Origin of the sequence: Aliiglaciecola sp. 3_MG-2023 (assembly GCF_030548205.1) — a bacterium.
Taxonomy (GTDB): Bacteria; Pseudomonadota; Gammaproteobacteria; order Enterobacterales; family Alteromonadaceae; genus Aliiglaciecola.
Map to the genome: position 1 here is coordinate 129,019 of NZ_JAUORV010000010.1, position 21,996 is coordinate 151,014.

Below are 21,996 nucleotides of genomic sequence, written 5' to 3' on the forward strand. Positions count from 1 at the left end.
TACGGATTTAGTAACCACTGAACTACCCTCAAATAAGACTAAAAATAAAAAGATAATTGGAGTAACACTATGCATTCTGTGACATTTAGAAAACATACCATTGCCAAAGCTATTGCCAGTGCCTTGGTATTGGGGTCACCTGTTTATCACGCCTCCGCGCAACAAGTTGCGAACCAAGAAGGTAAGACAATTGAACGCATTGAAGTGACTGCCAGCCGCCGAACACAAAGTATTCAAGAAGTGCCTTATAATATTTCAGCCATTTCTGGAACCGAATTAGAAGACGGCCAAATTGTAGACTCAACGGAATTATTACGAAATATACCAGGTGCCACTATTGTTGACAGAGGTTACCGCAACTCTGGGGTTATCAGCGGTGTGGTAATACGTGGTATCAATGTAAACAGTGGTGCTCAAGGTGATGTACCATTATCTGCGGTTTCCACTGTTGCTGCATATGTCAACGACACCCCATTAAACGCCAACTTTATCCTCAAAGATATTGAAATGGTCGAAGTACTTCGCGGTCCTCAAGGCACATTGTACGGCTCAGGATCGCTGGCAGGTACAGTAAAATACCGCATGAATAAAGCGGAAACAGATGAGTTTTATGGCAGCGTGGGGATGTCAGTAGGTCAAACAAAGGGGTCTGAAGGCAATAGTATCAATATGGATGCGATGGTAAATATCCCGCTTTCAGAAACGTTAGCATTTAGGGCAAATATAGGTCGCATCGATAATGACGGCATTGTTGATTACACCAATGTTTACGTTTTAGATGCTGACAACTATGCCCCTGCAGCACAAGGTGGGGATCTCGCCACCGGTGGTGTAAGTTTTCGAAGTGTTGAAGATGCAGATACGGTAGATATTGACTACGGTCGCATGTCACTATTTTGGCAACCTACTGACAATTTAAATATCAACCTGTCATATCAAAAACAAACCGATGAAATCGGTGGTCGTAGGCAAGTAACTCGCGGCACCAATTGGGTGGATGGAACAGAACAGGCTTATGGTGACTACCAGAATGGTGCAGTATTATTAGAGCCTTCTGAACGAGATGTAGATTTAACCGCGCTGGAAGCGGAGTGGGATCTTGGCTTCGCCACATTAACGTCTAGTAGCTCAAAGTACAATCACGAAGGTAGTTCTACAAGTGATAATACCGGCTTTTACGCTAAGCAGAACTGGTTTGCCGATTTATACTATGGTTCACCTCGACCAATGGCATTGGCGGATAGAAGCTACGATGATGAAGCCTTTGTTCAGGAATTACGTTTAGTTTCGAATCAAACGGTCAACAACATAGATTGGGTGGTTGGGGCATACTATATGGACCAAGATAGTGTCGCCACACAAGATAGCTACATGCCTGGGTATCAAGAATGGGCTGGCGCGGCTTTCCCTTGGTGGCCGAGCATGGCCGATTTTGGCATGGTTTACACAGATAACGACTTTCACTACGTCCGTACTGAGAACTTTAAAGATAAAGCGTTATTCGGCGAACTAACCTATCACTTTTCCGACGATTTTCGCAGCACTGTGGGTATTCGACGATTTGATAACACCTTTACTAACAATACTGAATTACTCCTTCCAATTTGGCCGTTTTTAGGGGCACAACCTAATTTTGAAACGTCAGAAAGCGATACCTTATTTAAGCTCAATATGTCTTATGACTTGAGCCAGGAAACAATGCTTTATGGCACAATTTCTGAAGGTTATCGTAGAGGAGGGGCTAATGCGGTGCCACTCAACGGGAGTTTGGCAGAAAGGCCAGAATGGCAGCAATATGACTCAGATAAAGCTGTAAATTATGAAATTGGTGTGAAGGGTTATTTAGATAACAGAAAACACAGTTACAGTTTATCTGCTTTCGTGCTCGATTGGGATGATCCTCAGCTTAGTACGTCTTCATTCTGGGGATTCTATACAGTTACTAACGGCGAGTCTGCACGTACCCAAGGCATTGAATTAGAGTTACAAGGCTATCTCACTGACGAAATTCACTATGTGTTAGGTTATGCCTATGTCAATGCTGAACTAACCGCTGATTTCATCGTTCCTACCGGCGTATCAGCCGAAAACGCGACACGAGTACAGGCCTCAGATGGAACTCGATTGCCGGCATCGCCTGAACACACCTTGAGTTTAGCGCTAGACTACACTTACGAAATGAATAATGGCATGTACTGGATCACTCAAGTAAACACTTACTATCAGTCTGACTCTTTAAATTATCTAGGTGAAAGTCAAGCGTTGCAAGCTGACATAGATGGCTTCTCGTTATGGAATTTAACCTCGAGAATTAGCAAAGATGATTGGAATGTCACTTTCTACATTAAAAATATGTTCAATGAAGATGGCACCACAGGCACATTACCAGAAGCCTATATGGGTACTGATCCCGATGAAAACTTTTTGGGTAACTCTTCCAAAGATTACATCAGTCTTCCAAGAACCCTAGGTGTTGCATTTAACTATCGATTTTAATTTTATCCGAGCCATTTTACGTCCAGCACTCAGTGGTCAAAATGGCTCGCTAATACCGAAGCAGGTTAATATGCTCTAAACTCAATGACAAAATTTCATTATGACGCAATTTTTATGTTAACTGAACAATCGCAGAACGCACAAAAAAAACTCGATGGTATTTGGCTACAGATTCGCAATAAGCAACTAGAAATTGCTTTAGCACAATGCAAATCTTTGTGTGCTGATTTTCCTGAATATGCCCCTGCTTGGCATACATACAGCGAAGTGAACCTATTTTTAGGTAAACATGCATTAGCGTTGCGTTACATTGAAGCGGCATTGGCACTATCACCAAATATTCCAGATTGGTTATTACTCGAAGCAAAACTCCATTTTATATTGGGAGATAGAAGAAGCGCACAAGATATAGCTAGCTCGTTAACTGCTGAAGACAATGATTCAGTCGTCTTTAATGCTGAACTGGCTCTTCTACTGAATAAACTAAACCTCTATCAACCATCTTTAACTCACTATCAACGTGCGCTTACTTTGCAACCTGATAATCCGCAAATATTATTTAATTTAGCCTCAGTGCAACGATATGTAGGTAAGTTAGATAGTGCCAAGAGTACTCTGGATAAGCTCATAGCGCTGAACCCCAATGACAGTGAAGCTTGGCTAATGCGTTCTAACTTGCACAAACAGACCAGTGAAAGTAATCACGTAGATAAGATTAAAACGGCACTTACCCGCCCTGCTTCCCCTATCTCAAAATCACAACTGTATTATGCATTAGGCAAAGAACTTGAAGATTTAGCTGAATACGGAGATGCCTTTAATGCGTTTCAACAAGGTGCATCTATTCGGCGTCAGCATATGCAGTACTCTCTGGACAATGATCTTGCATCACTGGACCAAATTCGCAATGTATTTGATGCCAACACTGTCCATAACGATCAACCTGGATACGACTCCCAACAACCTATTTTTATTGTTGGTTTGCCCAGAACTGGCAGTACCTTGGTGGAGCGTATTGTTAGCAGCCACTCGCAGGTTATGAGTGCCGGCGAGTTGAATAATTTTGCACTGCAAATGATGCAACAAATTCAGCAAAGTGGTGTTGCTAAACCGGTTAATAAACTAGACTTAATCTCACTCACAAAACAGATAGATTTTAAACGTTTAGGCCAAAGTTATATCGAAAGCACCTACCCAGATACGCAAGGTCATCGCAAGTTTATAGATAAGTTGCCCTTGAACTCTCTGTATGTTGGGTTAATTCATTTAGCCCTTCCCAATGCCAAAATCATCCATGTAGAAAGAAACCCACTGGATACCTGTTACGCAATTTTTAAACACATTTTTACCCAAGGTTACCCTTTTTCTTACAATTTGGATGAATTAGCTCAGTATCAGATTGCTCACCATAAACTGATGACACATTGGAAAACCTTGTTACCGAATAAAATACACAGTATTTCATATGAAAACCTTACATCGAACATCGAGGCGCAAACAAACGCGATTTTAGACTATTGTGAACTTCCAATAGAACAACAATGTCATAATTTTCAAGATAATATTGCAGCTTCAACAACCGCCAGTGCAGCGCAAATTAGGCAACCGGTGTATTCAAGTTCTGTGAATAAATGGAAACATGTGAGTAAGCAATTGTCTTCAGTACATGCGAAATTTGAACTCGCAGGTTTAGTATGAGAATAATTTGGGCGATAACGTTGTTGTTGGTTAATTGCCTATTTGTTGTGTCAGCAACAACAATAAACGCCATTTTGGAAAGCCCTTCCGCGATACCCCAAAAACCTATTTTGATGTCTGAATTATTCATTCCTGATAGGGCTCAGAAGAAAAGTCAAAAAGGGCACATTGCATTACAAATGGATAAACTTAGGGCCAAAATTCAAGTCATTCAATCGGCGTCTCCCCTGCAAGAAAATATTGAGATTCTGCCGGATATGAGCTTTAACTGGGTGAGCAATGAATTAGGAGAAGTTATCCCTGAAAAGCGGCACTTGCTGCATAGTGACAACCCCAATTGGGACTTTTTTATCGGTGTAGGGGAATTTTGGGGCACTCCCCCTGAACATCAAGGGAGTAAAATCAGCCTGCCATTTGCGATAGTCGAGAAAAATGAGAACTGTGTACATAATGGTGTTTTAGTCATTGAATTAGGCTTAGCGGGCAGTTCTAATCAATTTTACTATCAAATAAGTAGTGAAACCTGTGCCTATTTTAAGGCTGACTTTTGGGGAACGGGCACCGCCCACTACACAGAAAACACGAGTGATTCACCCAGTGAAATAGTGACTCAATATGAAGCTGAGAAACACGCTAGATTACCCTGGGTTGCGTTAGATGAATTAGCCAAGAAACTCCCTAAAATAAAGATAGAAAACTTAGCTTTGCCACAACGAATTGCACTGACAGATATGAGTGCTTATGGCGTACTTTATAAAGATGTACATTATGTATCGTCATGTCCCACACGCGCTGGCAACTACCCATTTTGTGAACAACTAGTGCTTCCATCTTATTCTACCGCAAAGTCATTATTTGCTGGATTAGCAATGTTTTATTTAGAAAAACACTACGGAGATGTATTTGAACAGCCGGTAAACCGCTGGATAGAGCAATGCAGCGATAGCCAATGGCAGGGGGTAACTTTCGGTCATTTGTTAGATATGACCACGGGAAATTTCGATTCAGCTCAATACGGCGTTGATGAGGCATCTGCAGATAAGCTTAGTTTTTTTACTGCGAAAACAAACGAAGGTAGAATTGCCTATGCCTGCAACCACTATGTCCGTAAACGTCCCCCAGCAAGCACTTTTGTTTATCATTCCTCGGACACCTATTTGTTGGGTGCTGGCCTAAACAAATTTATAAAGTCTAAACTGGGAGAAAATGCCGATATATTCAACGATATTTTGTACAAACAGATTTTCCTTCCCTTAGGATTAAGTCAAATAAGTGCAAAAACAAGACGTACCCTAGATGAGGCACAGCAACCTTACACAGGCTATGGGCTATTCTTTAATCGCCACGATTTAGTTAAGTTGTCTCTTTATATTCAACGTCAATCGACTTCAACTGAATCCGCTTCGGAGCTCTCCAAAAATTATCTTCTAGCAGGATTACAACAAGCCCCAAACAATCGTGGTGCCACAACTGATTACCCTAACATTCGTTATCAACATGGTTTTTGGGGAAGAAAAGTGGATGCTAAGTTCAAATGTAAATCCGAAAGTTGGATACCATTTATGTCTGGCTATGGCGGAATTACGTTAGCATTTTTAGGCAACAACAATACCTACTATTACGTCAGTGATAGTTATCAGTTTAACTGGACAGAAGCCCTCAGTGAATTAGATAAGCTAAATTCAGTTTGTAGTGGTTAACCTATGAACCTTAATACATCAGCAGTACGGGAGAAGTAAGTGACTAAACATATAGCCATCGAACAAACTCAATTAAATCAATGGAAAGTCGATTCGAATGGCGCACTAGCCCGTATTTTCTTAGCTTTTCTAACCACCGCAGGTATCTTCTATATCAACATTATGCCCGCGCTAGTCAGTGGCTTAATTGAAGGTTTAAATTTTACTAACCAACAAGCAGGCTTTGTAAGCTCTTCAAATCTATATGGAGCAGCAGCCGGTGCGCTTTTAGCCGTCTTTATCGTCAAGCATATTAATTGGAAAAAATGGGCGTATGTACTGCTCCTCACTATTCTACTGGTCGACTTTTTATCTATTTTTATTACCTCCCCCACTATTATGGTGATAATCCGTGGCGCACATGGTTTAGTGGGCGGCTTGCTAGTAGGGATTGGTTTTGCCGTTATTTCACGCACCCGAGATGCAGATAAAACGTTCGGTTACCTGCTTCTTATCCAATGGGGATTAGGTGGTCTTGGGATTATGTATTTGCCCGCGATGGTACCTGAATATGGCACCTCCGCGTTATTTATCGCGTTGATGAGCTTTACTTTTATCTCACTTGCTATGCTGCCTTTTCTACCAAGTTATCCGGTAGCTGCAACCGATCCTTTAGCCAAGTTACCGGCTAAAGTTCGTCGTCAACCATTGGTCTTAACATTGTTGGCTATTTTCTTGTTTCAAGCTGCCAACATGGGATTATTCGCTTATGTAATTGGACTAGGAAAAGCAGAAGGCTTAACCATGGATTTTATGAGCCCAGCATTGGCCAGCGCCAGTTGGGTGGCACTCCTGGGTTCCATGTTAGTGATATTAATAGGTACAAAATACGGAAGAACTATGCCCTTAATTGCAGCAATTATTGTCACGGCAATCTGTACTTGGGTATTAATATATAGCGAAGTTTCAATGGTGTATTTGATAGCCAATGTGCTCATCGGTATCACCTGGGCGTTTGCGTTACCCTATATGTTTGGCATTTGTTCTGAATTAGACAAAGCAGGACAATTAGCTGCGTTAGGCGGATTTGCATCAAAGATGGGCTTGGCTTCCGGTCCAATGGCAGCCGCTTTGCTTCTCAATGATGATAGTTATGAAACCGTTATCTATTTTTCGAGTATCTTACTTATTGTTTGTTCCGCTGTAATTTTTTGGCCTGCAAGACTGCTAGATTCTGATAAGAAGGCCTCACTTTGACATGCAATTCTATCAACCAAAGAGTAAATGAGTAAATTGTCGGAAGCGTTTCACCTAGGACGTTTTCGAATAAACAGGAAAAAACCTGAACTAAATAAAATAAACAGAAAAGCAGATGGCTCACTTACCTCTGTAATATGCTGTTCAATTGCTGCTAAATTTGAATAAGTAATCAGATGAGACATGTTTATTTCTTCTCCGGGTTGCAAGGTAACACCCAATGCGTAGGAAAACGTACCATCTCCAAACGCCTGTTGACTGCCACCAATATCCGATCCCGTCGCACTTGCGTTACCAGTAAAACTCAAATGGCCAGTATTTGCTACGTCAGTTTCCCGAATTAATGACGTAATGGCATTATCGCCGGTTTCAGTTTGATTATTGATATACAGGCTGGTATCGGCAAAGACAATGTCTAACCCATTACTGGACGTAAAAAACAGATCTAGCATTGCGAAGGCTTCAGCAAAGCTATTTTCACCATCAGCCATGGCAAAAAACCCCATTTCAAAGGTTCCTTCAATGGAAAATGTTAATGCTGTGGCGTTTTCATTGGAAAGCGTAAACTCTCTTTCCAAAGACACATCAGAGTCTGCTTGAGTATCAAAAAGTTCAGAGCTAATACTTGCTTGGGCCTGCCCACTGCCCCAAACTCCACGCTCAGAAATATCATTATTACCATCAGGAACTAATTCCTCCTCCACAATTTGATACAACTGAGTATCATTCATGCCGAAGGCACCTTCGGTGTCTGCGTTACGAGTACTGCTACTATACCGTGTAACAGTCGAGGGGGCTTCAGGAGCAAGACCGGCGATAACAATTTCTAAATCGTCAAATTCAACGGCATCATCTGCTTGCAATTCAGTATTGATTGGATTGCTAAAATCGGGACCACCGGATCTAACCTCTAATCCAATCGGCAACTGTCCCCCGCCAGCAATGATGATGTCGTGGTAAAATGACACACCACTATCAGCACTAATGGGGACAGCCATGCTAATCCCACACCATACTGAAGTCACAGCAGCGATAAAAATCGAGTTCATTGCTTTCATGATTTTTCCTTATTTTCACGGGAGACCAAATACAATTGGTGCACAATCCTATGACTAAAAGTATAAGCGCATAAATGTGTTTAAAAATGTGCACTGGTACCTGATTTTTGAAATCTGAATACCTAAATTTGGTAAAAACTCTGCAATTTAGCCTAATTTAACTTAAATTAAATTGTATAGTTTAGGCTCAGCGAGCAGGTAATTTACATGTTATTAGAGCGAGAAGTCGCAATTGATAAGATATCAAACACTATCTCTCAAATAGCGCAGTCGGGAAAGGTATTGCTACTCAGTGGTGAGGCTGGAATTGGTAAAACCACCTTGCTAGAGCACGTACGTTCCCATGCAGACGATACCTTAGATATTTATTGGTCTGGTTGCGATCCTTTATTTACGCCGCGCCCCTATGCTCCCATCTACGATTTTGCTCAGCTCCTATCGCCTTCATTGCTCACTCAATTGGAAAACGGCGCTATTCCTAACTTAATTTATTCCAGCTTTTTTCAAGCCATAAGCCAACTGGGCAAACCGACTATTTTGGTAATAGAAGACGTGCATTGGGCCGACCATGCCAGCCTAGATCTCATCAAATATATAGTTAGACGTATCTCGTTTTTACCCTGTTTACTGTGTTTGAGTTATCGGGTTGATGAAGTGACACAAGATCATCCATTGAGCTCAGTACTTTCATTAGTGCCATCAGCTCATACAGCGCGAGTTCACCTTGAACAATTGAGCCAAGACGCAGTATCAAAGTTAAGTAAAGACAGTAGTTATGATCCAGAAGCCTTGCACAAAATCACTGGCGGAAACCCGTTTTTCATTGCTGAATTATTAGCTAACAATGGTTATAACAATCACACAATACCGGCATCAATTAGAGAAGCAGTGAGCAGTAGAGTGCATTTATTAGGTCACAATGAACGTGAATTGCTGCAAGTATTAAGCCTTATCCCTTATAGCATTCCAGCGGCTTTAATTAGCCAATTATTTGATGAAAACGCAGAGTCCTTCGCAATGGCCTGTGTAGCCAGAAAATTATTAGTTTGTGATCACCAAAGTGTGTTTCGATTTAAGCATGAGCTAGTTCGCTTAGCCATATTGGAAAATCAATCACCCCCGCAAATAAAACTAACTCATAAGCGCATAATTGAAAGTTTAGAAACATTGCCTTTGGTCACTAACTTAGCTTGGCTTGTGCATCATGCTGAAGGGGCCTTAGATGCAGAAAGAGTACTTAAATACGCACCTAATGCAGCGACTAAAGCTGCAGAACTAGGCGCACATAAGGAAGCCGCCTCGTTTTACCGTAAAGCCTTAAGTTTTGTAGAATATGCAGACCCTGAACTCGCCGCAAGCCTACATGAAAACTGGGCCTACGAAGTCAGCTTAACTACCCATATGCAGCAAACCGTCATTGACGCACGACGCCATGCTATTAGTCTATGGCGAGCCTTGGATAGGCAGGATAAAGTAGGGGAAAATTTACGTTCATTGTCGCGTCTATATTGGTATCAGGGCCATGCAGAGAAAGCGGAGCAATACGCCAATCAGGCAATCAAAACCTTTGAATCAATACCTGCTTCCAGCGAACTGGCCATGGCATACTCGTTACGCTCACAATTAGATATGCTTAACGATCGAATGGAGGACTCCTTGTATTGGGGAAATAAAGCCCTCGAATTAGCAGATCAGTTCTCAAATCCCACGGTGAAAGCACATGCCCTAAACAACATTGGAACGGCTTTATTGATGCACGGCGATGCCGCTGGTGAAGATAAACTAAAACAAAGTCTGGCTATTTCAGAACAATATGGATTCCACGAAGATGTGGCAAGGGTTTATACAAACTTTTCAGACTACTGTATTCGATTCAAGAAACTTGAAATGGCTGAAACTATGACCCTAAAAGGTATACAATATGATATTGCCCACGATCTCGATTCCTGGACGTACTATTTAGTCGGATTACAAGCCCAACTGCGACAAGAACAAGGTCGATTAATAGATGCCCAAACCATTGCTGCCGGTGTGCAATCAATTAGCAATCAAACATTGCTAATGAAACTGCCCGCGTTAATTGTATTAGCGCGAGTCAACTTACGATTGGGGGTAGCAAATAGCCAGGAACTGCTCAACCAAGCCTTAAAAGACGCCCAATCAACCAACGAAAATCAGTACATGATTCCAGCAAGGTTAGGACTGATTGAACACCTATGGTTAAACGCTGATAATACAATTCGTATAGAGGAGGCTAAAAAACACATAGATTGGCTAAATGAGTTGCCCTCTGGTGTATTAAACCCATGGCAGTTGGGCGAACTGTTAGTTTGGGCTAAACTTTTGCAATACGACATTTCAAATGGGCGGGAAGACAGTATATCAAAACCCTACCAACTCCAATTAAAAGATAACGGCGAAGCGGCGTATGCAGCATGGGATACCCTTGGAATGCCATTTAATGCAGCGATGTGTCTGCTGTCAATTCAAGGAAAGCATCGGCCATCTTCTTTGTTAAAAGCATGGCAACTATTTGACAAGATGCATGCAAAAGCCTTTCAACAAAAGGTTAGGAGTATTGCTGCAGCAGAAGGCATTGCCGATATGCTTCCAAAAATTCGTCGCGGTCCTTACTCTAAAACACGTAAACACCCCATTGGGCTCACCAATAAAGAACAACAAGTTTTGAAGCTTTTAGTCACAGGCGCGAGCAATCTCGATATTGCCACTTCCCTTTCTCGCTCAAATCGCACAATAGAAAACCACGTGTCTTCGATTTTGAGTAAACTGAATGTGGATAACCGAGTTGAAGCGATGCTTAGAGTGCAAAACGAACCTTGGTTATCGGAATAATAGAAACCACAGCACACACTGTGCAAGCATATTAAAGTTTGAAAGTGGGGATCAATGTTAGAAACTCGAACAACTAAATTGCCCCCAATGTTGGTCGGGTTTGTGCCATGAGCAATCAGTGAGCAGGCGTTATTTGACAAGTTGCAGTGAGCCTTAAAACGGCCAGTCGAGTTATCCTTTAAATGATGACAGAAAGTGCGACATTCCTGACATTGTCGATGTCTAAGATAGGTAGGAAACTATTTTCATAATTGACGACGGCTTATTGAAAATTACAGGAAAAAAGCACCCAAAAATGTTGAGGGATAACAATTACCTCCATCGAAGGTCTTTGTTAAATTAAATTCAACAATAGGTGCTTTTCATTGATTAAATCAATTACTCAATGTTGTAACGAATAGCAACTTTTATAAATGTATATATAGTAACGACCAACAGCCATAAGAACACCAAGGTTTCGTCGTTATATAGTTTTGCCCAAAAATTATTTTCGATTTGAATAGGTTCGGCTTTATATCTGTATATTTGTCCTGATTCACCCTTACCGCTGAAATTAATGTACAAACCTTTCTCTTCATTCGCATATATGAACCCAGAACTTTGTGTAGAAGGTTTTAAAATTGAAAATTGTTCTCCCATTTTCAAATCGAAAATCTCCGCCAAATAGTAATTCTGCGAGAGGGCAGCTTTGTCAGCAATTTGCACTTGTCCTGAGTACATAATTGGAAACACAGAAACTTCTTCTTTAATAGAGCCACCTACTCTTACAATGCCATCAATTGGTAAGGTAACCGCAGACTCTTTAGAGGGATTCAAAATTAAGGTTGCACAATCAGTGAACTCAGTTACCTGGCCGTTATCGTTTGTAATTGAGCCAGTAGTAGGTTCATCGATTGAATCTAAATTAATTTCTAGCGTGCCTGTACTTAGTCGTGTGAACTCGATAGAAGAACTACCTGAGACTTGAACCAACCCAGACATTTCTTTATAGTCATTGCCACAGTCAAATGCAATTTTTGCCTTTTCGACTCTCCAAATTGGGTAAGCGACATCTTCGAACGGCATCACTTCTATAAGTTCAGCTCTAGCAGATACAGAAAATAAGGTGTTTTTTTCCGTAAAAAATAGTACTGAAACTACAATTATCCCGATCAAAATAAGCCAGAACAGACTTAAAAATATAAAGATAATTCTACCTTGAGCTTTTTCAGCAAATTCGTTAGCAGAATATGGAATGTCTTCGGATACGAAAAAAATACTAAGTAAAAATTTACGTATATAAAAAGCAAATGAGCTTTTAGTTTTAGAATTAGCTGTTTTCTTTTTAGCCATTACATTGCCAATAATATGGTTTCGTCAGGGATTTTTATATATTTCTTCCGTTTGACGACTAATTTGTTAATGCTTGTTAAATCTGTATTTTCTAATACGCATTTTTTGTCATATGATACGTTAGATGGACTATTAATTTTCTCACATTTGAATGACTTACCCGTGTCACCAACCGAAACACTGTCTCTTCTAGCGTTACTCCGAATCAACATTACGACATTACTTTTCGCTACTGAATCTGTCCAAGTAGATATAAAATAACGCTTGTCAGTGGATTCACAAGAACCTGCGACACTAGCGAGTACTGCCAAGCTGTTAGAATCGTATTCTTGCAATTCATCCATAAATTTAGATTGGTAAACTATTCTAGTAAAACCAGATATTTTTCCATCTATCTCATGTGACATAGAGGCTTTGTATTTTCCATCTTTACTTGTAATTGAGATACACAAAAGCCCTTGTATTCCACTTATCAGCTTAACGCTCAGAAATTTTTCATCGTCAGCTGATTCGTATTGAATGCCTTTGAGAAAAGTACCTGATACCTTGACCTTTTTGCTTAATGATTCAGAAAAGTCGCTTATGTTTATTACGTTCTGTGCCAGTGCTGAATTTGCAGCGAGCAGACACATGAATAGAAAGCATTTTATAATCATAAATGTAACCTTTGAGTTTTAACGTCAATCTCAAGCTAAAGAATTATTATAAGACGCATTTTCATTAAGGTTGCGAAACCAATAAATGAAATGGACCGTAATTTCCAGTAGCTATTAAACGAACGGTGTATAAAGCCGACTTGGGTGGCGTGAAAGGTAAATTGGCGTTTTTACGTGTGCTAATTTCCCATTGTCTTAAAGTCTTTCCTTGTTTATCAATAATGGCGAGGGTAAAGAATACTCGCTGCGCTGCGGCCAAACTCTCAAATACAATTGGGCTGTTTTCTCTTGCTTCCAACTGGTATTCCGCGATGCTACCTTCCGCAAACTGACCCTGAATTATATCGCCAACCTTGACCTTATTAGCGTCTCCGCGTAAGTCCGAATTTAATGCCCATTGATTGAGTCCTATATTGAACTCTCCATAGCCTTTAGTTGCTGTCAAACGGACCGTGTATAAACCCGACTTGGGTGGTGTGAAAGGTAAATTGGCGTTTTTACGTGTGCTAATTTCCCATTGTCTTAAAGTCTTTCCTTGTTTATCAATAATGGCGAGGGTAAAGAATACTCGCTGCGCTGCGGCCAAACTCTCAAATACAATTGGGCTGTTTTCTCTTGCTTCCAACTGGTATTCGGCGATGCTACCTTCCGCAAACTGACCTTGAATTGTATCGCCAACGTTGACCTTATTAGCGTCTCCGCGTAAATCAGAATTTAACGCCCATTGATTGAGTCCTATATTGAATAAGCCGTGATAGTTGTTAGCAACTAAGCGAACGGTATAAAGACCCGATTTAGGCGGAGTGAAAGGTAAATTGACAGCTCTACCTGAGCCAATGTCCCATTGTTTTAGGGTTTTTCCACGTTCGTTGATTATCTGAAATTTGAAATCAACACGTTGTTGTGTCGTTAAATTGTCAAATACAATAGCGCTATTTTCTCTTGCTTCCAACGAGTATTCGGCGATGCTACCTTCCGCAAACTGACCTTGAATTGTATCGCCAACGTTGACCTTATTAGCGTCTCCGCGTAAATCAGAATTTAACGCCCATTGATTCAGTCCTATATTGAATAAGCCGTGATAGTTGTTAGCAACTAAGCGAACGGTATAAAGACCCGATTTAGGCGGAGTGAAAGGTAAATTGACAGCTCTACCTGAGCCAATGTCCCATTGTTTTAGGGTTTTTCCACGTTCGTTGACTATCTGTAATTTGAAATCGACCCGTTTATCAGTTTTGTAGTTTTTAAGAATGATAGGACTATTTTCTTGAGCTCTAAAACGATATTCAGCGATACTCCCAATGGCAAATCGGCCGTTTATTGCATCCCCTTTATCTAATAAATTGGCTTCTCCACGTAAGTCTGAGTTGATAGACCACTGATGAAGTTTAATCTTATAGTTTCCGCTGTAGTTAGTTCCAGTAAGACGAATGGTGTAAGAGCCGGTCGTTAGAGGTGTAAATGCAAAGCGAGAGTGTCTTCCGGATCCTATGTCCCAACCAGCTTTTTGAATACCATTTTCGTCTAGTATTGCTAGCCTGTAGTCGACGCGTTTATCGGTTTTGAGGTTTTCAAGCTCAATAGCGCTATTTGCTTGACCGTCAAAGGTATATTCCTTTGTTTGGCCTTTTGCAAATGTACTTTGAAGCGTGGTTTTACCAATGACTAAGCCTTCATTGCCATCAGTTGGTACACCGTTCGGATAGAAATAATCATCTAGCAATGAACTAACAACATCGTACCTATATACGTACCCAACGTCGTCTTCTATTTCATATAGAATTCCCGCCGGTAAATTAGCAATGTATAATAGACTCCCGCTAAAACCCTGCTTAAGTGTGTCAGAGTTCAGTGCAGAGCGAATACCGAGAGCAGTTGTATTTTCTACCCCTATTATATTAACAAGCACCTGCTGGGTACTGCCATCTTCTAATTTCGTTTTCAATATACCTTCTTCTAATATATTGAGGAGCTGGGTTAATTTTTCGTGCTTTCGGAAAGTAGACAAATGACAGATGTTTGGTTTATCAATCAATGACAATAACGCTAAGTCGAATTCAAACTCTGTTTCAAACTCTGTGAGAAGTTCTGCCCGATAACTAATATTCTCGGCAGTAAGGACTGAGGGTTCACTGGAGTCTTTAACTACATGAAAAGGTGTGACAACGTAGCAGATATCTTCGTGCTCATACAAGAAACCTTGCCCTTCGCTAGAGCCTGCTGATATCAATACATCTGAAGCAAATGTTGAAGAAACAAGCATTAATGCAAGACAAATTATATATAAACGGTGCACTCACTATCCCTAAAGACATCAGTTTATCTTTTTACCATGTCAAAAATCGTTTAATTATTCAACAAAAATAAACAATTAGAATCACTTATTAATATTGTGACATCGCTAGATAAGAAATTTAACATGGAAAGTGCTGGCATTCTTCTGCTTGGCTTTATAGTAAAAGCGAGATTCAAGGGGCTGAACGCTTGAAAACTGACTTGTACAAAGCAGAGATTTAGGCACCATCACTTGAACGGCACCTCTTGGATGAGACAGCTAATGATTGTGAGCCAGTTTTGTCACAGTTTTATAGGATATTTGCGTATCACTCGCGTAATTTCTATGAAATTCTCTCGCTCAATAAAATAGACGGAATACGTTTGATAAATTGCTCTACGGTATCCTTTGCGGACCTCATCTATTCGGGCAAATTGAGCAGGATTATTAACGATTTTACGGATTAGACTTAGTAAGCCTTCGTAAAATCCGAGCGCTGCTTCAGTACCGAAATGTACTTCGCCGTATTCTAAAATGTCAGCGAGGTCCATTTCTGCGGCGAGTGTTAACCTATATTCAGACATTTATGCGGCGTTTTTCTTTAAACTCCTGCAAAATTTGTTCAGCTGATTTCGTGGAGTAGCCACTTTTTTCACCGGTAATTAACGCCTCTCTGATAACTTTAATTTCTTCGTTCCTTCGTTGTTCTTTACGTATTAAGTCTCTCAATAACTCACTATCACTAGCGTATTCGCCGCTTCTTAACTGACTTTGCATCCACTCATTTTGTTTATCAGTAACAGTGATGCTCTTTTTAACCATGCTCATTATTCACCTCACAGCCTCATTGGTAGTATTTAATAGTATTATGTATGGTATTTGTATTGCAATTAAATTCTCACAGTCTGCAGTCCTTCATAATTCTGGAGAATACTTATGTACCCACTTGCCGTTTATAAGAAAACGAGCCTTGGAATAAGGGAGAGCTAGTTGGTCAAGAACTAGCTTTGAAGCAAAAAACGGGATGGCCTGTTCAATTTGAAATCACTGAACAGACTCGATTGGCAATAAAAGCATTGATTCAAAAAGATACTCTCGGCCATTCTAAATTAGAAAGTTCGGTTTAATATCTGGGCATCGAAGTTGACGACGCATTAGAGATTACAGAGAACATCGATACATAAACTTTGTAGTGACTGCGCACAACCGCGTTGGGATGACACTTGCCGGTCAAACAAGTTAATCAAATAACCATTTTATTCAAAATAATTAGCTTATAAGCACCGGCTGTTTCCTTATGCTAAGCAGACGGTTGGCTAAATCAGAACCAACGGCTGCAATTCACCGAAACCTAGGCAAAGTCCATTGTTAAATTACACTAAAAAATTAGAGTTTTTTGCAGGACTCACGTATCTCCAACGAGCAAGGGATCAATATTTTGTGGGAAATATTGGTTTCTTTTGCAATATTATTTAATAACAACTTCGACGCTTCAATGCCTATGCTGTAAGGCTCTTGTTTTACTACGGTGATGGGCACTTTGAAGAATTCAGCCATAGGAACTTCATCAAATCCAAGTAATGAAACATCATCTGGGACCGATATGTTAGCTCGGTTTAAACTTCTCAATAGCTCAACCGTGATGGGTAAATGCTGGGTAAAAAATGCGGTGGGAGCGTAAGATTTTATAATCTCTATTGGTGCCGTCTGAAAACCAGATTCACGGTCCCAACGCTGCACTAAATTATCGTCTAGTGGAATGTCATGCTTGCTCAATGCCTCTGCGTAGCCTTGGTAACGATCTATTCTAGAATTGACATTGTTGAAGTCTTGAGTCACGAAGCAAATGCGTTTGTGACCTAAGTTTATAAGGTACTCAGTGGCATCAAAAGCGGCCTTTTTATAATCGGATAGAATTATATTCTGCTCACTCCCATCATTTTCAATTTGAAAGTGGACAATAGGCATACCTTTCTCGATATATCCTGAAATAAGTTGAGTGTTATTCCCTGAAGAGGCAATAATAACGCCGTCGACACGCAACTGATACAGAGCCTCGATTGATTTTGCTTCCGTCTCTGGATCAAAATCCGTATTGTAAATCAATGCGTTATACCCCTTGGCTTTGCAATAATCATCTACCCCACGAATAACCCGACTGGAATAAAATCCGGTGATATCTCTTACCACTACCCCTATGGTTTTTGTCTTTGTTGCTTTTAGGTTTCTTGCAATGGGATTAGGCACATAATCCAACTCAGCCACGGCTGCGCGAATGCGTTCTTGGGTTTCTTTCGACATATAGTCAAAGCGGCCATTCAGGAATTGAGAGGCTGTACTTTTTGATACACCAGCAAAACGGGCCACATCAATTAATTTCACTTTTGCCATTTAGGTATCACTGTTTTTTAATTTGTTAATAGAAAGTTGACATACTGCAATACTATGCTAAATTAATCAACTAAACCGGTTTAGTAAATTTATCTGCAAAGAGAGAATATCCGTTGAAAATTAAAGAAATCAAAGTATTTGTTTGTAATCCTGGCAGAAATTTTGTCACAGTGAAAATCATTACTGATGCAGGCATACATGGTATCGGCGATGCGACCCTAAATGGTCGCGAAATGGCAGTGGTTAGCTATTTAGAAGAGCATGTTGCACCTTGTTTGATTGGTCGTAATGCCCATGATATCGAGGATATATGGCAGTATTTGTATAAAGGTGTTTATTGGCGTAAAGGGCCAGTGAACATGGCAGCGGTGGCAGCGATAGATATGGCGCTGTGGGACATTAAAGGAAAAGCTGCGGGCTTGCCGGTTTATCAGTTATTGGGTGGCAAGAGCAGACAAGCTGTGACCCTTTATGCCCACGCCAGTGGTGAAGACATCAAAGACACCCTAGATAAAACCGAAGAGTTGATTAATCAAGGGTTTAAGGCGGTTAGATTGCAATCTGCAGTCCCTGGCTTGAATGTCACCTACGGTGTACTGGGCGATAAAAAGGACTATTACGAATTACAGGGTAATCGACCTTTGCCGCCAGAAGAGGCTTGGTCCACACAAAAATACTTCAATATGATTGTCGATCTTTTTGCTCAGGCCAGAGAACGTTTTGGCAATGATGTTCATCTGCTCCATGATGTTCACAGTCGCTTAACCCCCATTGAGTCGGCAAGATTGGGTAAGTTATTAGAACCGTATAATTTAATGTTCTTGGAAGATGCATCCATCGCTGAGAATCAAGACAGTTACAAAGTCATCAGACAGCATACCACTACGCCATTGGCCATTGGTGAAACCTACAATACCATTTGGGATTGTAAGGATTTAATTCAAAACCAGTTAATTGATTACCTTCGAGCTGCGGCTACCCACGCCGGCGGCATCACCGCATTGAGACGCATGGCAGACTTTGCCAGTATTTATAACGTCAAAACGGCCCCCCATGGTGCCCCTGATTTATCGCCAGTTTGTTTTGCCGCTCATATGCACCTCAATATTTGGGCACCTAACTTTGGTATTCAAGAATTCGTTGGCCTAGGTAACGAGCAATTAAAGCAAATTTTTAAACATCAAATTAAAGTAGAACAAGGTATGGCATACGTAAGTGATGCACCAGGTCTAGGGATTGAGTTTGATGAAGAAGAAGCGAGTAAATATCCCTATAAGCGTTCTTATCTTCCCGTTAGTCGACTAGAAGATGGAACTGTTTGGAACTGGTAATTCAGTTCTACTTTTTTGAATTTAAACTTTGTTAGGTTGGAGAAACAACATGAGCAAAAAGATAAGCGTATTAGTATTCGGCACTGGCTTTGCGGGTCAAGGGCATGCAGAAGCATTTAGAGATATGGGTGCTGAAGTGGTTGGGATCGTTGGCAGAACGCAAAGTGTCGTTGAGCAAGTCGCCAAAGACATGAACATCCCTTATGCCGGCACAGACTGGCAAAAAGCTCTGCAAGATTGTCAACCCGATGTGGTGTCTATTGCCACCCCAGGAGGCGCTCACGTTGAAGCAATAACAGCTGCAATTGAAAATGGTTGCCACGTATTCTGTGATAAACCCTTAACTGAAAGTGGTGAAACCTCCAAACAATTATACGATTTAGCCGTTGCCAAAAACGTTAAAACGGCCTTTGCAGCAAGTTTTCGCTATATGCCTGATGTGATCCATGCCAAACGCTTAGTTGAAGCTGGCGCTATCGGTGAACCTTTGGAAGTTGAATGCATATCCCACTTCAATTTAGAACGAGACATTCCCTTTGGTTGGTCACACAGAAAAGAGCATGGTGGCGGACGGTTAAACAACAACTTCACCCATAAACTGTCAATTGTGACTTCTATTGTTGGCGAAAAAATCCTATCCATTATGGGCGAAGTACGGGATGACTTGGTCAAAGCGCCGATCGTTGAAGGTGTGCATAACTTCAAAAAGCGTCGTGATTTCATCCCCAGCGATCTAAATGATCCAGATCTAAAATGGGGTGAGTCAAATGTAGAATGGACTTATACCGTGCTGGCACAAATTGAAAGTGAGATGGCTAAAAATCCGGTATCAGTATTATTTAAACACGGTGGGTTACATCCTCGTTTCAACGAAGATCACGTTGTGATCTATGGCAGTGAAGGAGCTATTTATATTAAAGGCCATTATGCAAGTGGCCCCTTGTACGTCCACGACAAAGAAAATGGATGGCAAGAGCTTGCGTTGCCAGAAGACATAGCCAATAACGTGCCTGATGCCGAAGGTGACACTGAAAAGAATTGGCGCTACCTCATCAGAGAATTGTTAAACGACATTAAAGGTGAAAAGGTTGCCCCTTATCAAACATTTAAAGAAGGCAGCCAATATCAACAACTGATCGATTTAATCCGTAAAAATGACAATTGGGTTGACGTTAGTCATCTGCAATAAAAGGCTTACTCATGTTATATGAATATATTGTTATTGCCGGCTATTTTACCTTGGTCATCGGAATTGGCTTTGCGTTTAAAAAAATGGCGGCAAACTCAACTAGTGATTACTTTCGTGGCGGCGGTCGTATGCTTTGGTGGATGGTTGGTTCAACTGCGTTTATGGCGCAGTTCTCCGCATGGACATTCACCGGTGGAGCCGGTAAAGCCTTCACCGATGGTTTTTCCATAAGTTTAGTATTTTTTGCTAATACCTTTGCATATTTTTGCGGCTGGGCCTTTTTTGCTGCGCGTTTTCGTCAAATGCGCGTAGACACCCCTACTGAAGGCATAAAACGCCGCTTTGGTCACCAAAACGAATTGTTTTTCTCGTGGGCACTCATTGCTTTTAGTTTTATTAATGCAGGTGTTTGGCTCAATGCCTTGGGGGTATTTACTAGTGTTGTTTTTGACGCGGATGTGAGTACCACCATTATCGCCACTGGCTTAACGGTACTATTTGTATCAGTATTGTCTGGTGCTTGGGGAGTAGTGGCTTCCGACTTCGTGCAAACCTTAGTGGTCGCCGTTATTTCTGTTGCCTGCGCCATCATTGCCCTGATTAATGTGGGCGGGCCAACAGCGATGATAGAAAACTTCCCGGTAGATTTTGTGATGGGACCAGATATGAACTACGGCATTATTTTAGTCGCTACTTTCGTATTTTTCCTGGCTAAGCAGATGATCACCATAATGAACATGCATGATTCATTTCGCTTTCTAAACGCAAAAGATTCCGATAATGCCCGTAAAGCTGCGTTGTTAGCAATGGTGCTGATGGGCGTAGGCAGTATTATTTGGTTTATACCACCTTGGGCTTCTGCCACTTTGTATCCAGATGCAGCAGCGGCTTATCCTGAATTAGGCAACAAAGCCGCCGATGCGGTGTATTTGGTATTTACCCGCAATGCTATGCCAGTAGGCACAGTTGGACTTTTACTAGCCGGTTTGTTTGCCGCCACCATGTCTTCTATGGACTCTGCTTTGAATAAAAACTCAGGCATATTTGTGCGCAGTATTTACCAACCCTTTTTGACCAAAAGAAATAAAGATGTCAGCGATAAGCACATGCTTACCATCAGTCAAATTGTCAGTTTTATCAGTGGTATTTTAGTAATCGCCGTGGCCTTATTCTTCAAGTCTTTAAAAGAACTAAGCTTGTTCGATTTGATGATGAATGTGTCGACTATGATCCAAGTTCCCTTGCTCATTCCCCTTATTTTTGGTTTGTTTATCAAAAAGACACCACAATGGGCCCCATGGGCAACCGTGATAGTGGGTTTGTTCGTGTCATGGTTTGCTGCAAATATCTTCACGCCACAAGTTTTGGCTGATTTGATAGGCATGGAACAAGAGTTCACCCGTCGTGAATCCATCGATATTAATTTGATGATCACTATCGGCGGACACCTACTTATCACGGCAAGCTTCTTCTGTTTATCCAGTTTGTTTTATTCAGAACAAAAAGATCAGCATATCGCTGAAAGGGAGTTTTTCTTCAAAGATCTTGACACTCCGTTTATTGCTGACTTTGAACAAGATGAATTCGACCGCCAACAACGAAGCAAACTCGGTTCTATGGTGATGTACATGGGAGTGGGTGTATTTGCGATGATGTTGATACCAAACCCAATGTGGGGAAGGTTAGTCTTTGTTGGCTGTGCACTGACCATTCTAGCCGTCGGTTTTCTATTGAAAAGAAGCGCAAATCCTAAAAAAGCTCTAAGCACCGCATAAGCGGTG

The 21,996-nt window shown here is 41.1% G+C and carries 15 protein-coding genes; 8 read left to right on the forward strand and 7 right to left on the reverse strand.

Going from position 1 to position 21,996, the window contains the following annotated elements:
- Window positions 1–69 precede the first annotated feature (69 nt).
- The 4 genes from Q4574_RS12910 to Q4574_RS12925 all read left to right on the forward strand — a co-directional run bounded on the left by Q4574_RS12910 (window position 70) and on the right by Q4574_RS12925 (window position 7,130).
- Window positions 70–2,496: a TonB-dependent receptor gene (locus Q4574_RS12910; protein ID WP_303474552.1), complete on the forward strand. Its 2,427-nt coding sequence runs from the start codon at window positions 70–72 to the stop codon at window positions 2,494–2,496.
- Window positions 2,497–2,610: 114 nt separating this feature from the next.
- On the forward strand, window positions 2,611–4,194 hold the full coding sequence (locus tag Q4574_RS12915; RefSeq protein WP_303474553.1) for a sulfotransferase: 1,584 nt from the start codon (window positions 2,611–2,613) through the stop codon (window positions 4,192–4,194).
- A complete protein-coding gene (locus tag Q4574_RS12920; RefSeq protein WP_303474554.1) occupies window positions 4,191–5,894 on the forward strand; it encodes a serine hydrolase in 1,704 nt (567 codons plus the stop codon). The genes Q4574_RS12915 and Q4574_RS12920 overlap by 4 nt, the downstream gene beginning before the upstream one ends.
- Window positions 5,895–5,933: 39 nt before the next feature.
- Window positions 5,934–7,130, forward strand: coding sequence for an MFS transporter (locus Q4574_RS12925; RefSeq protein ID WP_303474555.1), 1,197 nt, complete (start codon window positions 5,934–5,936; stop codon window positions 7,128–7,130).
- Between the two features lie 50 nt (window positions 7,131–7,180).
- Here the strand turns inward: Q4574_RS12925 and Q4574_RS12930 are convergent, their stop codons facing one another.
- Window positions 7,181–8,188: a hypothetical protein gene (locus Q4574_RS12930; protein WP_303474556.1), complete on the reverse strand. Its 1,008-nt coding sequence runs from the start codon at window positions 8,186–8,188 to the stop codon at window positions 7,181–7,183.
- A 207-nt stretch (window positions 8,189–8,395) separates the two neighbouring features.
- Between Q4574_RS12930 and Q4574_RS12935 the strand changes: the two genes are divergently transcribed.
- Window positions 8,396–11,041 carry an AAA family ATPase gene (locus Q4574_RS12935; protein WP_303474557.1) on the forward strand — a complete coding sequence of 882 codons (2,646 nt, stop codon included), beginning with the start codon at window positions 8,396–8,398 and terminating at the stop codon, window positions 11,039–11,041.
- A 378-nt stretch (window positions 11,042–11,419) separates the two neighbouring features.
- On the opposite strand, the gene Q4574_RS12940 is transcribed toward Q4574_RS12935, so the two are convergent.
- The 6 genes from Q4574_RS12940 to Q4574_RS12965 all read right to left on the reverse strand — a co-directional run bounded on the left by Q4574_RS12940 (window position 11,420) and on the right by Q4574_RS12965 (window position 17,695).
- The gene (locus Q4574_RS12940; protein WP_303474558.1) at window positions 11,420–12,373 is read right to left on the reverse strand and encodes a hypothetical protein; all 954 of its coding nucleotides are present in this window, start codon (window positions 12,371–12,373) and stop codon (window positions 11,420–11,422) included.
- On the reverse strand, window positions 12,373–13,029 hold the full coding sequence (locus Q4574_RS12945; RefSeq protein ID WP_303474559.1) for a hypothetical protein: 657 nt from the start codon (window positions 13,027–13,029) through the stop codon (window positions 12,373–12,375). The genes Q4574_RS12940 and Q4574_RS12945 overlap by 1 nt, the downstream gene beginning before the upstream one ends.
- 64 nt (window positions 13,030–13,093) lie before the next feature.
- Window positions 13,094–15,325, reverse strand: coding sequence for a hypothetical protein (locus tag Q4574_RS12950; RefSeq protein WP_303474560.1), 2,232 nt, complete (start codon window positions 15,323–15,325; stop codon window positions 13,094–13,096).
- Window positions 15,326–15,606: 281 nt separating this feature from the next.
- Window positions 15,607–15,888 carry a type II toxin-antitoxin system RelE/ParE family toxin gene (locus tag Q4574_RS12955; RefSeq protein WP_303474561.1) on the reverse strand — a complete coding sequence of 94 codons (282 nt, stop codon included), beginning with the start codon at window positions 15,886–15,888 and terminating at the stop codon, window positions 15,607–15,609.
- On the reverse strand, window positions 15,881–16,132 hold the full coding sequence (locus tag Q4574_RS12960; protein ID WP_303474562.1) for a type II toxin-antitoxin system ParD family antitoxin: 252 nt from the start codon (window positions 16,130–16,132) through the stop codon (window positions 15,881–15,883). The genes Q4574_RS12955 and Q4574_RS12960 overlap by 8 nt, the downstream gene beginning before the upstream one ends.
- A 558-nt stretch (window positions 16,133–16,690) precedes the next feature.
- A complete protein-coding gene (locus Q4574_RS12965) occupies window positions 16,691–17,695 on the reverse strand; it encodes a LacI family DNA-binding transcriptional regulator (RefSeq protein ID WP_303474563.1) in 1,005 nt (334 codons plus the stop codon).
- Window positions 17,696–17,808: 113 nt separating this feature from the next.
- Here Q4574_RS12965 and manD point away from each other — a divergent pair, with 113 nt between their 5' ends.
- Genes manD through Q4574_RS12980 form a run of 3 tightly spaced genes read left to right on the forward strand, consistent with a single transcriptional unit; the run spans window position 17,809 to window position 21,990 of the window.
- Window positions 17,809–19,026, forward strand: coding sequence for a D-mannonate dehydratase ManD (gene manD, locus Q4574_RS12970; protein WP_303474564.1), 1,218 nt, complete (start codon window positions 17,809–17,811; stop codon window positions 19,024–19,026).
- Between the two features lie 49 nt (window positions 19,027–19,075).
- Window positions 19,076–20,215: a Gfo/Idh/MocA family protein gene (locus tag Q4574_RS12975; RefSeq protein ID WP_303474565.1), complete on the forward strand. Its 1,140-nt coding sequence runs from the start codon at window positions 19,076–19,078 to the stop codon at window positions 20,213–20,215.
- A gap of 11 nt (window positions 20,216–20,226) precedes the next feature.
- Complete coding sequence (locus Q4574_RS12980) at window positions 20,227–21,990, forward strand: transporter (RefSeq protein WP_303474566.1); 1,764 nt, start codon at window positions 20,227–20,229, stop codon at window positions 21,988–21,990.
- Window positions 21,991–21,996: the final 6 nt, after the last annotated feature.

What these genes read in the sequence shown, in the direction of transcription:
- Q4574_RS12910 (WP_303474552.1), top strand. Translation starts at nt 70, where the DNA reads ATGCATTCTGTGACATTTAGAAAACATACCATTGCCAAAGCTATTGCC.
- Q4574_RS12915 (WP_303474553.1), top strand. Translation starts at nt 2,611, where the DNA reads ATGTTAACTGAACAATCGCAGAACGCACAAAAAAAACTCGATGGTATT.
- Q4574_RS12920 (WP_303474554.1), top strand. Translation starts at nt 4,191, where the DNA reads ATGAGAATAATTTGGGCGATAACGTTGTTGTTGGTTAATTGCCTATTT.
- Q4574_RS12930 (WP_303474556.1), bottom strand. Translation starts at nt 8,188, where the DNA reads ATGAAAGCAATGAACTCGATTTTTATCGCTGCTGTGACTTCAGTATGG.
- Q4574_RS12935 (WP_303474557.1), top strand. Translation starts at nt 8,396, where the DNA reads ATGTTATTAGAGCGAGAAGTCGCAATTGATAAGATATCAAACACTATC.
- Q4574_RS12940 (WP_303474558.1), bottom strand. Translation starts at nt 12,373, where the DNA reads ATGGCTAAAAAGAAAACAGCTAATTCTAAAACTAAAAGCTCATTTGCT.
- Q4574_RS12945 (WP_303474559.1), bottom strand. Translation starts at nt 13,029, where the DNA reads ATGATTATAAAATGCTTTCTATTCATGTGTCTGCTCGCTGCAAATTCA.
- Q4574_RS12955 (WP_303474561.1), bottom strand. Translation starts at nt 15,888, where the DNA reads ATGTCTGAATATAGGTTAACACTCGCCGCAGAAATGGACCTCGCTGAC.
- Q4574_RS12960 (WP_303474562.1), bottom strand. Translation starts at nt 16,132, where the DNA reads ATGAGCATGGTTAAAAAGAGCATCACTGTTACTGATAAACAAAATGAG.
- Q4574_RS12965 (WP_303474563.1), bottom strand. Translation starts at nt 17,695, where the DNA reads ATGGCAAAAGTGAAATTAATTGATGTGGCCCGTTTTGCTGGTGTATCA.
- Q4574_RS12975 (WP_303474565.1), top strand. Translation starts at nt 19,076, where the DNA reads ATGAGCAAAAAGATAAGCGTATTAGTATTCGGCACTGGCTTTGCGGGT.
- Q4574_RS12980 (WP_303474566.1), top strand. Translation starts at nt 20,227, where the DNA reads ATGTTATATGAATATATTGTTATTGCCGGCTATTTTACCTTGGTCATC.